We start from the raw sequence: 13,919 nt of genomic DNA on the forward strand, positions 1-13,919 counted from the left end.
TGCCGTTGTGAAGATTAGAGAGTGTCACCAAACCTACCGTTTAGCGGCTATTGTGAGTCTGGTATTATCTAGTGTCTTATTCACAACCGCGTGTTCAGCGATAACACAACAAACTAGTTCGAAAGAAAAATCTCAAGAAACACAATCTTCAGACACTGCGCCCGAGTTAGCACCGGCTGACTTTGCAAAGATCCAATCAGCTTTGCGCTCATTAGACAACTCACTGGCAGCGCGATCAAAAAGCAATATCGGCGTTAAACAAAGCGATGCCAGCCCTCAACTCAACGAATCATCTACGCCCCCTAAAGCGACGAGCAAGATGAAGATGGGCATGGGAAAAGGGAAAAAGAAGATGACAATGAACGGAAAGTCTTGCATGGGGATGATGTGTAAGATGATGATGAAAAATAGTTCGATGATGGGTATGCCTCCTGAACAAAATACACCGGAGATATCCAAACCTTCATCAACGATAAGCTTGCCAGGTGCGAGTAGTGCACCTCATATTTACCACCTTGGTGAACAAGCCTTTTTCTTAAACCACACAACAACATTAGAACTAACAGATACGCAGTATCAAACGTTGTTATCGATTCAATCTGAGTGGGAGTCTTCCCAAAAAAGCCTTGCGCAGCAGCGTAGTGCATTAGAGGCATTATTGTGGGAATTGACAGCCCAAGGATTGCCTCAATACGACAATATTAAAGACACCATTAGTGAAATAGAGGCCATAAACAGCACCCTACGCCTACAGTTTATTGCTTCGGTGGGGAAAGCCGTCTCAGTATTAACACCCCCGCAGATTGCGAAAATAAATGCGCTATGGGCGGCTGAACAAAAGGATGCGTCATGACTAGGGGGAGTAAACGCGCATCAATCATTCACCGCTATTGTGTCATTCTAAACGTCGTTCTTTTTTTCGTGATTATAAATGCGCACGCACAGCAACAGACTGAGGATAGTGAGCATGCCAGTCATCATCCTGAGGCAGCGAATGGGCCGATTGTTGCGGCAAGCACAGATTCTCCGCCTTTAGCCAACCAAGTTAAAGGTCAGCCGGGCAATGCCAACGCAATGATGGGGCCAGGTATGGCAAAAGGCATGGATAAAATGATGGAGAAAATGGGAGCGCCTAAACCTAAAGATCTCTATCCAACTTTAATGCGGATGCAATCAACCACGCCGGAACAAAGAGATAGTATCTTAGGCAAAGCGTCGGCGCGTATGCAACAAGGAAGTGAACAACTGACTACCGGGTTTGAATCGCTCGCCCGTGCCGCAGCCGTTGATGACTATACCCAAATGCAAGTAGCTGTTGAGACCGTTAAAGAAGGGATCGCGCATTTTGATAGTGGTCTTGCGGCAAAACGGGCAATACAAGATGGGCAAGATCCCAGAAGAGTGGCATTAACCTGGTTTAAATCGCAAATGAATTTGCTACCCAGTTCACCAGTGAATGATTCCTCAACACTATTTGGCATGACGCCGTTTCATACTGCAGTGATGCTTGTTCTGCTGATCTTCACTGTCGTCATGGTGTATGTTTATGGATTTAAAATGCGCAGAGCTGCCGCATTGCTAGAAGAGCTTAGGTCCACTGAGACCGCAAGCGCTTCTGCGCCCACTAAGCAAACATCACCTAACGAGATACCTACTAACGCACCTGTAGGGACTGACGCTGTTTTAATACCCGCTACAGCGCATGTATTACCTTCTACGACTATGTCACCGCGTAAAGGTGTCTATAGTGGCAGTATGCAAGTCACCGGTATTTTTCATGAGACCCATGATGTTAAAACGTTTCGACTTGCCAGCGCCGATGGTCAAGTCATCCCATTTAGTTTTGAACCTGGACAATTTGTGACTTTTACGCTCACGATTGATGGTGTTGAAAAACCGGTGAAGCGGTCTTACACCATCGCATCATCACCCACTGAGCAGTATTACTTTGAAGTCACCATCAAACGCGAGGAATTCGGTGTTGTTTCTCGTCATATGCATGACGTCGTAAATGTGGGAGATACGCTTTCAATTAAAGCGCCTGGCGGCAAGTTTTACTTCAATGGTCAAGATGCAAGTAGTGTTGTATTGATTTCAGGGGGGGTTGGGATCACGCCCATGATGAGCGCGGTACGTTATTTAACCACGACGTGCTGGGACGGTGACATTTATTTTCTGTTTTGTACGCGAACGTCTAACGATTTTATTTTTGAACAGGAATTAAAATATCTACAAGCACGTCACCCAAGGTTGAAAGTACTCGTCAGTATGACACAGGCGGATGGCACATCTTGGATGGGACCTCAGGGGCGTTTTTCATCGGCATTGATAAATGAATTCGTGCCGGACATAGCATTAAAAACAGCACACATTTGTGGGCCGCCGGCAATGATGGATGCAACCAAGGATATTTTATCTGAATTGGGTATGCCTGAAGCGAATATTAAAACAGAAGCTTTCGGTGGTGCGAGTCCGAAGAAAACGGCCACTAAAACGGAGGTCGCCCCAAACACGCCTGTAAACAATACGCGCCAAGTGCGATTTAGTTTATCAAATGCACAGGCACAAGCCGGCACAGATGAAACCGTATTGGACGTTGCTGATGGACTTGATGTTGATATTGAGAATTCGTGCCGGGCAGGCTCTTGCGGCAGTTGCAAAGTGAAATTACTGCGCGGCGATGTTGATATGGAGGTTGATGATGGGTTGGAGGCAGAAGATAGGGTCAGTGGTTATATTTTAGCCTGTCAAGCCATCCCTAAAACTGATGTGGAGGTGGAAGCATAGTGAATAGTCAAGAACGAACCATTGTAGGCAGCTTGGTGGTCTTAATGATCTTACTTTGGCTAGGGTTTGTGTGGCACCGTGACCCAGCATTCCCTGGCAGCTTTGCTGGATTTGTCGTTGGTTTGACTGCGCTGGTATTGATGTTTATTCCGTTGCTTTACATGATCATTAAACGCAACAAAGCACTTAAGAAAGTCGTGACCAAGCAAATAGCCATGCCTACGCTACTGCGCATTCATATTTATGCTGGAGTATTGGGACCTATTCTTGCACTCATCCATAGCGCCCATCGTTTTGATAGTGCTACTGGAGTCTCCATCATCATCTTTATGATGGTCGTTGTGATCAGTGGATTTGTTGGTCGGTATGTACTAGGACTTATTTCCTCAAATGTGAAAGAGAAAAAGCGTCAAGTGACCGAACTCCAAGGTGCACTTTCAAGCGCCAAACAATCTCTAAAAGACGCGGTCTGCGACGTAAGATATTCGACTTTCGCCCAAACATCAGCGAGACATATTCCATACATTGCTTTAAGTGTACCTACTTCAGCGCAAAGTAAGCTGTTTCGACAAGAGAGTAAGGTTCTATCTATTATCGATGCCATTTCTGATGTTGAATACAGCATTCTGATTCACGACACTGCGAAAACTTGGTTTGCTCGTTGGTTGAAATTTCATATCGTGATTTCGATAACGCTCTATGGCGTATTGTTCTTTCACATTTTCAGTGAAGTTTACTTTGGACTACGCTGGTTATGATCAAGTGGATAATAGTCATTCTGGGCTTAGTCGCAGCGGGCTTTGGTGTTAGCCATTTTTTTCACACACCAGAGGATCTTTCAAAAATTCCATGGGAACAAATGGTAGAGCCTGGTTCACTGAGCAAAGCGCATGCGTTTTTGGCGGATGACTGCTTGAGTTGTCACACGCCAGTAGAAGGCGTTGAGCGCGACAAGTGTGTGGCCTGTCATGCAAATGATACGCATATCGTCGCGCGTCAACCTACTGCGTTTCACGCCGACATAACAGAATGTGCTAGTTGTCATACTGAGCATCAAGGTGAAGATGCTAAGATTTCACTGATGAACCATATTGCATTGGTCGATATTGGGTTCAATATGCTCCCCAACCCAAACGTGCCGTTTGACGAAGGCGCAGCCACGATGGCTTTTTTAGAAAATGTTCTAGCGAATAAGCAAACGGCTGATCCCCTATTTGTGCATCCCGACGTCAGTGATAAAGAAGCATTATTGAATTGTTCACAGTGCCACAGCAACGATGATCGCCACTTTACGTTGTTCGGAGAGGATTGCGTGCAATGCCACAGTACAGACAAGTGGTCACTGCCGACGTTTATTCACCCCTCGAGTCAATCTCGTGATTGCAATCAATGTCATGAAGCGCCGCCCAGTCACTACATGCAACATTTTAAAATGATTTCCGCCAAAGTCGCTGGCGAGCCAAAAGCCAAAGTGGAGGCGTGTTATGCCTGTCATCAATCGACTTCCTGGAACGATATTAAGCGTGCCGGCTGGTACAAGCATCATTAAGGGGGAGAAACTGTGATCACAAATTCCATTGCGCTGGCAACCTCACTGTTGGTAGCAATAGTATTGTTTCTGCCTCGCCTACGACAATCTGTCCAATGGCGAGCGACAGTAACACCGCTGGCTTCAATTATTGGCAGTGGCTTTTTGATCATTGCACCACTGCTGCATTCGGTAATGGGTAAATGGGCGCTACTGGGCATTATTTTATTGTCGACTCTGGCATATTTGTTGGGTTCAGTCATTCGCTTCAATATACGTCATGCAGAGCCTGAGCTTGCTCGCAATTCACACGGCAGTATCGCAACGCTTGAGAAAGCCAGTCAATGGGCCCTCGGTGCTGCATACGCAATTTCTGTGGCGTTTTACATTAGCTTGTTTGCCGCGTTTGTCTTTGACCGCTTTGCTATTGACGATACAACGCTCATCAAATTGTTTACCAGTGGGCTGCTTGTCATCATTATGTTGGTCGCTTGGCTTCGTGGTGCAAGAGGATTGGAAACCATCGAGTTATTCGCAGTCACAATTAAGTTGGCGATTATTATTGGTGTACTAACAGCACTAGCAACTTACGATATACAAGTAAAAAGTGCGTGGTTTAAACATGAGGCGATACAATCCCTCAGCCATTTTGAAACCCTTAGCATGCTTGCCGGTATGCTCATGGTGACACAAGGGTTCGAAACCACGCGTTTTATGGGCAATAGCTATAATGCAGAGCAGCGTATTAAAGCGGGACGATATGCCCAGTGGATTGCCATTTTCCTTTACGTTGTTTTTATTGGTTTAACCTGTCCCATTTTTCTCGATTTTCCGATAACCGAACTGAATGAAACAACCATTAGCTATACCCTGGGTCAAGCCATTTGGGTATTGCCGATATTATTACTTGTGGCCGCGACGGCAAGCCAGTTAAGTGCCGCATTAGCCGATACCATAGGTGGCGGTGGTTTGCTAAAAGAGCTCTTCCATTTATCTATATCTCCTCAGTTTTATTATGTTCTTGTCATCGCGATTGCCGGCATATTAGTTTGGTCATCCAACGTATTTGAAATCATTAATCTCGCGTCAAAGGGATTTGCACTTTATTACCTTATACAAACACTCATCGCATTCAAGCTAGTACTACTGCGCCCCAAAGAACAACGCTTCAAATCGCTTCAATTGCTTGGTATTTCCGCGATTGTTGTTTCCTTATCCTTTGTGATTGGCTGGTCGATACCAGCACCGCACAGTTAATAGAGGACAGAGGCTAATGCAATCCGCAAAAACATGTTCGCCAGCAGTTCGCGTCGCAAATTTTCACGCATCACTCATTGAAACTGCGTGGGAGTTAACCCAGCGTTGTCGCAAAAAGTATGATTTCAAACATATTGGTTTGGCCGGAGGCGTCTTCCAAAACCGCATTTTATGCGATGGCCTAGCTGAACGTTTTGCACAATCAGACATTCCTGTTGTTATTCCAAGCAGTTTACCTTTAAACGATGCAGCAATAAGTGTCGGGCAAATTCACGAATATTGCTCAAGGAGATCATCACGAAAGGCATAGAGCGTAATAATCGAGCATCATCAGAACCGTTGGACACCGATACTATTCGGTTAGCGCAAGGCAATGGTGGAATATTGACCAAAAAACTTATTAATGATGTGTTTAAAAATACTGCCAATAAAGAACTAGATCTGTTACACGACGCGGCTTCGGTAACCTTCGCCGGTCCCTTTCTGAGTATGACAACCGATAGCTTCGTTGTCTCACCTTACACATTTCCAGGTGGCAATGTGGGGGCATTAAGTATTTACGGTACCGTGAATGATCTGGCTGTCGTTGGCGCGACCCCTCGGTATATCAGTACTGCATTCATTATTGAAGAAGGCTTTTCGATGACGGCTCTCAAGGAGGTTGTCCATAAAATGCATCAAGCTGCTGTAGAAACCAATGTGTCCATAATAACGGGAGATACTAAAGTCGTTCCAAAGGGATTCGGTGGTGGCGTTTATATCAATACAACGGGTGTGGGTGACAGCCAAGAAACACCAATTTGGGATACGAGTCTTATAAGGCCGGGCGATCATGTACTTGTCAGTGGCTCTGTTGGCGATCACGGTGCTTGCGTATTACTGGCGCGTGAGGACTATGGGTTGCATGGCCAATTAAAGTCCGACTGTGCCAGCGTTTTCCCGTTAGTCAATGCAATCAGAGACTTAGAAGGCGTTCGTTTTGTCCGAGACCCAACGCGTGGAGGACTATCAGTGTTACTCCATGACGTGGCAACTGAAACGGGTTTCAATATCGAGCTAATTGAAAATAACATTCCGGTGCGTCCAGAGGTCGCAAGCGTGTGTGACATTCTAGGCTTTGATCCTTTCGTTTTGGCTTGTGAGGGACGCGTTATTGCAATTGTCAGTCCCGATATTAGCAGCGAAGTACTCACTCATTGGCGGGGTATAAAAAACGGTGAAAATGCCCAACATATTGGTGTTATATCAAAAAATACAGACTTAAAGGGCCGCGTGTCGATTATTACGCCAATGGGAGGGCGACGCTTCATGAGTGAACTTGAAGATGAGCCACTTCCACGGATCTGTTGAAGGTTTAGGTGTTGACCTGTGAGCGGCTCACAGGTTTATCGTATGAAGGTGAGAGTAAAACATAGGATTAAAGGCGTGTTGTAGCAGCACAACTATGTTGATAAAGAAGGGGGTTTAAAATGCGGGTAAAACAAATAGCAGATGCACTAGATATTAGCGTTGATACCGTACGCTATTATACGCGCATTGGACTTTTGGTCCCAAATAGATCCCACAATGGATACAAGTATTATCGGCCAGCGGATGTGACGCGACTACGATTCATTTTAAGTGCTCGGTCACTAGGTTTTTCGGTCAATGATATTAAAGAGATCCTAGTTACATCTCCACAAACCAATGCGCCGTGTCCAACGGTAAGGCGTCTTATTGAAAAGAGGTTGAAAGAGACTGAACAGCGGTATCAGGACATGCATGAACTTAGAGAGCGCATGCGCTTAGCCACTTCAGAGTGGCAAAACAAACCCGATCAACCTCCAACGGCCGATACGATATGCCATTTAATTGAAGGTTTCACAGCGCTTAAGTCATAACAAGGTTTAAATAGGGAGTGGTTTATGAATTCTAAAACAGACAGTGCGAAAGCACATGGGTGTTGTAGTGGCGGCGATAAAACATCAACCGCGAACGAAGCGGTTGACACTAAAACGCAGACCAGACAGGTGTCTTCCGATGCAGGCGAGATACAACTTAATATTCAAGGGGCGAGTTGTGCCAGTTGCGTCACTAAAATTGAAACAGCCTTAAAACAAGTCGCAGGCGTCACCAGCGCAGAAATGAACTTTGCACAGCGTACAGTGCTTATCAATAGTAATGCCTCGCCAAGCGAACTGGTTCGTGCGGTAGAAGAAGCTGGGTATAACGCAACGCTGGCAAATGCCGATTCTGATGAGGCTGCCATTGAAGAAAAAGAGCAAGCGGATTGGGCATATTATAAAAAGCTAATGCGACATATGGTCATTGCATTGTCGCTTGGAGTACCGCTCATGATCTATGGTTTGGTAACCGGGGAAATGAGCGTCAACACGACCACGGAGCGAATTGTATGGTTGATTATTGGGCTCATGACATTAGGTGTCATGGTGTTCTCTGGTCGTCATTTTTATGTGGGTGCATGGAATTCGTTTAAAAATCATTCGGCCAATATGGATACTTTGATAGCCTTGGGTACAGGAACCGCCTGGTTGTACTCGATGACAGTTGTGTTCTTTCCGGGGTATGTCCCTGAAATGGCACGACATGTTTATTTTGAGGCAACCGCCATGATCATCGGCCTAATTAATTTGGGCCTGGCCCTTGAGATCAAAGCACGCGGTAAAACCTCAGAGGCCATTAAAAGGCTGATAGGCTTGCAAGCCAAGACTGCACGTGTCATTCGAGATGGCGATGATATTGATATTCCTATTGAAGATGTTTTGCTCAATGATCTTATCCGAGTTCGACCCGGAGAACGCATTTCTGTAGATGGTGTAGTCGTCGAGGGCCAAACCAGTATTGATGAATCAATGCTAACGGGTGAGCCTATGCCAATTGAGAAGCGAAAAGACGATGAGGTTGTGGCCGGTACCATCAACAAATCAGGCTCTATCGTCTTTCGGGCAGAACGCGTGGGAAAAGACACCGCGCTAGCTCAGATCATCAACATGGTAAAACGTGCACAAAATTCAAAACCACCTATTGGTCGATTGGCAGATGTTATTTCTGCCTATTTCGTGCCGGTTGTTATGATCATTGCCGTAATGAGCGCACTAGCGTGGCTCAATTTTGGTCCGGCTCCCGAGGTTGCCTTCGCAATCGTGTCAGCAACCACGGTACTGATTATTGCATGTCCTTGCGCATTAGGTTTAGCCACGCCGATGTCGGTCATGGTCGGGGTTGGCAAGGCGGCTGAAGCAGGCGTACTTATCCGCAACGGTGAAGCGCTGCAATCTGCTTCGAAAATTACCACAATGGTATTAGATAAGACCGGCACCATAACAGAGGGGGCGCCTAAAGTTACCGACGTTGTTATTGCGTCAGCTCACAATCAAGATGACGTGCTTTCGTTAGCTGCAAGCCTGGAGTCGGGTTCCGAACACCCACTCGCAATGGCGATCGTTGAATCAGCGAAAGAGCAAGGTGTGCCGATCCACTCGGTGACTGATTTTGAGTCCATTGCAGGGAAGGGCGTAGCGGCAACACTGAATTCTCAGCGTTTGCTATTTGGCAATGAAAAATTGATGAAAGAAAAATCAATAGAACTTCATCATTACGTTGATAAAGCGCAGAGGCTGGCCGCAGAGGCTAAAACCCCAATGTATTTCGCGATTGATTCAAAATTAGTTGCCGTCATTGCTGTTGCCGATCCCATAAAATCAGACTCAATAGATGCGATTAACCGCCTACAGCACAACGGAATACGTGTGGTGATGTTGACGGGGGACAATCGTATGACTGCAAAAGCCGTTGCTCGAAAAGCGGGGATTGTTGATTACGTTGCTGAAGTGATGCCAGAAGATAAAGCAAACAAAGTGCTCGAACTTCAACGTGAGGGTGAAATCGTCGGAATGACCGGCGATGGGATCAATGATGCGCCCGCCTTAGCCCATGCCAACGTCGGATTTGCTATCGGAACAGGCACTGATGTCGCAATAGAAAGTGCAGATATCACGTTGATGCGAGGCTCCTTACATGGGTTAGCGGATGCGATTGCAGTGAGTAAGGCAACGCTGAGAAACATAAAGCAGAATCTCTTCGGAGCATTTATCTATAACGTCGCGGGGATCCCATTTGCTGCAGGTGTTTTTTATCCATTTTTAGGCTTACTACTAAGCCCAGTAATTGCCGGTGCAGCGATGGCATTCTCGTCGTTAACGGTAGTGACCAACGCGAATCGATTACGTTTATTCAAAGCTAAAGAGCACTAGGAGAACCTAAAGATGATGTGGATTAATTTGATAGGGTTAGTCGTGATTGGGCTTATTGTATGGTGGTTTTGGCTTTACCAAACAAAGTCAACTGAAGTACGAGACGGCAGCATCGAAGTCCGCGTGAAAGATGGCGTATATCAACCTGCCAATATCACAGTGCCCGCGAATGAGTCTGTACAACTGATGTTCTACAGAGAAGATGCGACCCCCTGTGCGGAAACACTACTAATACCCGAGTTGGAGATCAGTGAAACATTAGTGCTTAACAAGCGTGTGATGGTCACTATTCCCCCCAAAAAGGCAGGTCGCTATCCGTTTCATTGTCAGATGCAAATGTACCGTGGCACTTTGGTGATCAAGTGATTTACCGTTTTCTGAAAACTTAAAAGACACAAAAGCGAGGTGTATTGTGAATAAACAAAAATTACCTTTTTGGCGCACCCCCAGTGGTTGGTCCGCCATCGGACTTATAGCGGCGGCAAGCTATTTCTTGTTTGTCGAGCATGGTGAACATGTTTTCCCTTATTTACCATACTTGATCCTGCTGCTATGCCCAGTGATGCATATCTTTATGCACGGAAGTCATGGTAAAGGGCATGAGACACATACTAACGACGAGCAAACATTTAAAGAGCAAACCGAAGACAATGATCAATACAGACAAGGTTATATCGAAGGGTTAGAGCAGGCACGCAAGGAAAGACGTAAAACGGAGAGCGACAATGCACGGTGAATCAGATTATGGGCTTTGGACGTTAGTCATCATTAACTCCGCAATATTTATCTTTTTTGCGTTTAGTTTCGTCAAGCCGAAGTCAAAAACAGACTGGCGAAGCTTAGGCGTATTTTCCGCTTTTATCGTGGCGTTATTTACTGAAATGTATGGTTTCCCGCTTACCATCTATTTTTTGTCCGGTTGGTTAGCCGAAAGTTACCCAGGCGTAGATTTTTTAAGTCACGAAAATGGTCACTTGTGGCATACACTGTTGGGGTTATCTGGCGATGCGCATTGGGATGTACTGCACATCTTGAGTAATGTTCTCATCGTTTTAGGATTCTTTGTTTTATCTGCTTCGTGGAATGTCCTGCATCACGCGCAAAAAACGAGCAGATTAGCGACCAGCGGTTGGTACGCACGTTGTCGGCATCCCCAATATGTTGCCTTCATTGTGATCATGTTTGGCTTTTTACTGCAATGGCCAACACTACCCACTTTGCTCATGTTTCCCATTCTCATTGTTGTCTATGTTCGACTGGCCAAACGCGAAGAGCAGCACGCCGAAACTGAGTTTGGTGATACCTATAGGCAATATAAGCAAGCCACGCCAGGTTGGTTCCCACGATTTCTCAATTCAAACGTTTCAAGCCCCGTGTAAGGATTTCAAAATGAAGAAAGCATTAGTTTCAATATTGTTTGTCGCAGGCGTTTTATCCGCTACCTTTACGAGTGCTCAGACATCCATGAGTGCCGATGAGATGTTACGCAGTAACGAGCGCGTCATGGATGCATTAATGCAACGCATCCAACGGATCAATGACGTTTCTGAGAGGCAAACGTTGATTGTTGAGCATATGAAGATGATGGATACCTACTTAACGAGTATTGAGAAGAGGATCCAAAGTGAATCTAATACTGAACAAAAGATACGATTAAAAGAGACATATAGAAAAGGCCTGCAAAGAAGTCTTGTTCTTATCGAAAGCGGCATATCAGCAAGCGACATTGTTGTGATGGGGAACTCGATAGATGAACATTTGTTGTTAATAGAACAAAGAATGACAGTTTTACGATCGTTAATGCAGCAAGTGGTTAATGCCAATAGCGTTTTAAGTAATTAGAGACGTGACTGACATAACTGTGTAGGAAATTAATTTATAGGAGAAAAGTATGAGCGATTTAGATCACAGAGTGGGCGTTTCTGAGGCTAATTTAGTGGTACGGCATTTGAAGTTAACCGGCATTACCGACGGTAATTTATTAGCAATTGTTGCTGAAATTGATGGGACCTTTGGTATTGATGCCGTTTCATTTGAAGAAGCCAAAAACACTTTGCATATCGGCTATGACGCGACCCACTGCAATTTAGATCGCATTGAGACAATCATTCGTGCACACGGTGCAGACATTTCTGATGATTTTTGGACAAAGATGAAAGAAGGCTACTACCAATTCGTTGACGAAAATATTAGGGAAAATGCGAAACATAAACCGTGGAGCTGCCATCCCGTTCCACCGGGGAAAAGTCATAAAAAGAAATAGTTTAACTGACCTTTCCCCCAGGGCGAGATCGTGAACAGTTATTAAGCAGTTAAATAATGGATCGATTTGACGATCAGTCCTAGTCGTGATCATATAGACCCTGTGACGTTTCCCCACTAATTTAATCCACCGATGATGTGAGTTTTCTCTAAACTGAAAGAAAGAGGAAACGACAATGCAAAAGTCAAAATACAACGAGACACAGATCGTCAAGATCCTGAAAACCAAAGAGTCGGGTATGAAAGTCGCTGATATCTGTCGTCAGTATGGGATCAGTGAGCAGACGTTTTATCGCTGGCAGTCCAAATACAGTGGTATGGAATCAGGTGATATCAAGCGACTCAAGCTGATGGAAGAGGAAAACCGTAAGCTTAAGCAGTTGCTTGGTGAAAAAGAACTGGATATTCAGGCACTGAAGGCAGCCCTCGCGGGAAACTATCACTGAGTCGCGCGCATCGTCGCCAGGCAGTGGCTCATATGCTTACCTATACTCAGATTAGCGAACGCCGGGCATGCCATTTAGCCGGATTGAACCGTATGACGTGGCGCTATCAGACTAAGCCCAGTAGCTTCAATCAGGCCATCAGCGAGCGTCTGTGTGCGCTGGCGAAGCAGCGTCTGCGCTTCGGCAGTCCACGCCTAACGGTCCTTATTCGGCGCGAATTTGGGGCAGTTAACCACAAGCGCGTCGAGCACCTTTACGCAGAACTGGGACTTCAGATCCCACGCCGTAAAAGGCGAAGTCGGGTTGGCCCTCAGCGCGAAGTCCCCTTTGAACGGGCGACGAAACCGATGCAGCGCTGGTCCATGGACTTCGTACACGATGCGTTGTTCAACGGCAACCAGTTCCTCGTGTTTAATCTGGTTGATGAGTATACTCGCGAGGCCATTGCCGTAGAAGTCGATAACAGCTTAAGCAGTGAGCGTATTATTCGCCTGTTTGAACGGATCAGAGAAGCGCGCGGGTTACCCGAACAACTGATCTGCCATGGCAGTGAGTTAACCAGCCGGGCATTTTTAGCCTGGTCACAGCAACATAATCTGGACGTTAGATATATCCGGCCGGGAAAGCCTACGGAAAATGCGTTTATAGAAAGTTATAACGGTAAACTGAGGAATGAGTGTCTGAACCAGCACTGGTTCCGCAATTTGGCGGAGGCTCGCCAACGAATTGAGCAATGGCGTGAAGACTACAATCACTGTCGACCACACCGCTCATTAAACCAGTTAACACCTATGGAGTTTTGTAAATTCCATTGGTGTTGGTTGTCCCAGTGAAAAGCGAGTCGAGCTTATGTCTGTGCTGGTCGGGTAAGTTGCTCTATGTTGAATTGAAATAAATTACAGTTGCTACATGAGCCTGAACACTTTCGATGCCGAACAGCTTATTAAGAGAAATCCTGTAGCTGATTCGACTCCTGCAAGCATTCGTAAATGTCCAGTCGGCTCAATACTTCCGAGGCCCAGTGTAGTAATCGTCGTCAACGAAAAATAAAAAATATCGACCGTCGTAGCTGGCTGCTTAAAGCCTCCTAACTCAAGACCAAGTCCAATTTCATAGGCCAGTGCAAAAATGATCGCGAGTAGAAGCTGGCTGCAGATGGCAATAAAAACCACGACCTGTGTTTTTATCCAAACTTTGTCCAGTTTCCTGATAGCGCTATCGGCAACTACCGATATATTAAAAACGTGCAAAGCCACACTCACTAAAAGAGTTAGCGCACTAATAATTATTGCTGTAATCATAACATTCCCTTCGATGGTACGGATTTTGAACTATCCTACATTCGCTCCCTTTTTGTCTTAAGGTGAGAGGATATTACACAAATTA

Annotated in this window: 18 protein-coding genes; 16 read left to right on the forward strand and 2 right to left on the reverse strand. The window is 45.6% G+C overall.

What is annotated here, in order from left to right:
- The first annotated feature begins 7 nt into the window (after positions 1 to 7).
- From FBQ74_RS17495 to FBQ74_RS17510, 4 genes are read left to right on the forward strand one after another with little or no spacing between them, the layout of a single operon-like run.
- A complete protein-coding gene (locus FBQ74_RS17495; RefSeq protein ID WP_117316838.1) occupies positions 8 to 853 on the forward strand; it encodes a hypothetical protein in 846 nt (281 codons plus the stop codon).
- The gene (locus FBQ74_RS17500; RefSeq protein WP_139758061.1) at positions 850 to 2,787 is read left to right on the forward strand and encodes a 2Fe-2S iron-sulfur cluster-binding protein; all 1,938 of its coding nucleotides are present in this window, start codon (positions 850 to 852) and stop codon (positions 2,785 to 2,787) included. Before FBQ74_RS17495 ends, FBQ74_RS17500 begins: the two co-directional genes overlap by 4 nt.
- The gene (locus tag FBQ74_RS17505) at positions 2,787 to 3,545 is read left to right on the forward strand and encodes a hypothetical protein (protein ID WP_013755285.1); all 759 of its coding nucleotides are present in this window, start codon (positions 2,787 to 2,789) and stop codon (positions 3,543 to 3,545) included. Before FBQ74_RS17500 ends, FBQ74_RS17505 begins: the two co-directional genes overlap by 1 nt.
- Positions 3,542 to 4,336 carry a multiheme c-type cytochrome gene (locus FBQ74_RS17510; protein WP_013755284.1) on the forward strand — a complete coding sequence of 265 codons (795 nt, stop codon included), beginning with the start codon at positions 3,542 to 3,544 and terminating at the stop codon, positions 4,334 to 4,336. The genes FBQ74_RS17505 and FBQ74_RS17510 overlap by 4 nt, the downstream gene beginning before the upstream one ends.
- Here FBQ74_RS17510 and FBQ74_RS19180 read toward each other — a convergent pair.
- Positions 4,333 to 4,488, reverse strand: a complete 156-nt coding sequence (locus FBQ74_RS19180) for a hypothetical protein (RefSeq protein ID WP_232372043.1) — start codon at positions 4,486 to 4,488, stop codon at positions 4,333 to 4,335. The genes FBQ74_RS17510 and FBQ74_RS19180 overlap by 4 nt on opposite strands.
- A 22-nt stretch (positions 4,489 to 4,510) precedes the next feature.
- Here FBQ74_RS19180 and FBQ74_RS17515 point away from each other — a divergent pair, with 22 nt between their 5' ends.
- From FBQ74_RS17515 to FBQ74_RS17570, 12 genes are all read left to right on the forward strand, one after another.
- Positions 4,511 to 5,572 (forward strand): hypothetical protein, encoded by a 1,062-nt coding sequence (locus FBQ74_RS17515; protein WP_223858468.1) that lies wholly within the window; start codon positions 4,511 to 4,513, stop codon positions 5,570 to 5,572.
- Positions 5,573 to 5,588: 16 nt separating this feature from the next.
- Positions 5,589 to 5,882 carry a Kae1-like domain-containing protein gene (locus FBQ74_RS17520; RefSeq protein WP_223858474.1) on the forward strand — a complete coding sequence of 98 codons (294 nt, stop codon included), beginning with the start codon at positions 5,589 to 5,591 and terminating at the stop codon, positions 5,880 to 5,882.
- 29 nt (positions 5,883 to 5,911) lie between these two features.
- Complete coding sequence (gene hypE, locus FBQ74_RS17525; RefSeq protein ID WP_269750735.1) at positions 5,912 to 6,922, forward strand: hydrogenase expression/formation protein HypE; 1,011 nt, start codon at positions 5,912 to 5,914, stop codon at positions 6,920 to 6,922.
- A gap of 119 nt (positions 6,923 to 7,041) precedes the next feature.
- Positions 7,042 to 7,452, forward strand: a complete 411-nt coding sequence (locus FBQ74_RS17530; protein ID WP_117316834.1) for a MerR family transcriptional regulator — start codon at positions 7,042 to 7,044, stop codon at positions 7,450 to 7,452.
- 24 nt (positions 7,453 to 7,476) lie between these two features.
- The gene (locus FBQ74_RS17535) at positions 7,477 to 9,825 is read left to right on the forward strand and encodes a heavy metal translocating P-type ATPase (RefSeq protein ID WP_176582454.1); all 2,349 of its coding nucleotides are present in this window, start codon (positions 7,477 to 7,479) and stop codon (positions 9,823 to 9,825) included.
- Positions 9,826 to 9,837: 12 nt separating this feature from the next.
- The gene (locus FBQ74_RS17540; RefSeq protein WP_044447459.1) at positions 9,838 to 10,191 is read left to right on the forward strand and encodes a cupredoxin domain-containing protein; all 354 of its coding nucleotides are present in this window, start codon (positions 9,838 to 9,840) and stop codon (positions 10,189 to 10,191) included.
- A 46-nt stretch (positions 10,192 to 10,237) separates the two neighbouring features.
- Positions 10,238 to 10,561, forward strand: coding sequence for a DUF2933 domain-containing protein (locus tag FBQ74_RS17545; RefSeq protein WP_013755268.1), 324 nt, complete (start codon positions 10,238 to 10,240; stop codon positions 10,559 to 10,561).
- Positions 10,551 to 11,204, forward strand: a complete 654-nt coding sequence (locus tag FBQ74_RS17550; protein WP_139758062.1) for a methyltransferase family protein — start codon at positions 10,551 to 10,553, stop codon at positions 11,202 to 11,204. Before FBQ74_RS17545 ends, FBQ74_RS17550 begins: the two co-directional genes overlap by 11 nt.
- 10 nt (positions 11,205 to 11,214) lie before the next feature.
- Positions 11,215 to 11,667, forward strand: coding sequence for a hypothetical protein (locus FBQ74_RS17555; RefSeq protein ID WP_044447461.1), 453 nt, complete (start codon positions 11,215 to 11,217; stop codon positions 11,665 to 11,667).
- A gap of 49 nt (positions 11,668 to 11,716) precedes the next feature.
- Positions 11,717 to 12,088, forward strand: a complete 372-nt coding sequence (locus FBQ74_RS17560) for a cation transporter (protein WP_139758063.1) — start codon at positions 11,717 to 11,719, stop codon at positions 12,086 to 12,088.
- 175 nt (positions 12,089 to 12,263) lie between these two features.
- Positions 12,264 to 12,533, forward strand: a complete 270-nt coding sequence (locus FBQ74_RS17565; protein ID WP_117316825.1) for a transposase — start codon at positions 12,264 to 12,266, stop codon at positions 12,531 to 12,533.
- A 23-nt stretch (positions 12,534 to 12,556) separates the two neighbouring features.
- A complete protein-coding gene (locus tag FBQ74_RS17570) occupies positions 12,557 to 13,366 on the forward strand; it encodes an IS3 family transposase (protein ID WP_269750732.1) in 810 nt (269 codons plus the stop codon).
- A 72-nt stretch (positions 13,367 to 13,438) separates the two neighbouring features.
- On the opposite strand, the gene FBQ74_RS17575 is transcribed toward FBQ74_RS17570, so the two are convergent.
- Positions 13,439 to 13,834 (reverse strand): ion channel, encoded by a 396-nt coding sequence (locus tag FBQ74_RS17575; protein ID WP_117316821.1) that lies wholly within the window; start codon positions 13,832 to 13,834, stop codon positions 13,439 to 13,441.
- Positions 13,835 to 13,919 lie beyond the last annotated feature (85 nt).

It is taken from the genome of Salinimonas iocasae (genome assembly GCF_006228385.1).
In the GTDB taxonomy this organism is placed as follows: Bacteria; Pseudomonadota; Gammaproteobacteria; order Enterobacterales; family Alteromonadaceae; genus Alteromonas; species Alteromonas iocasae.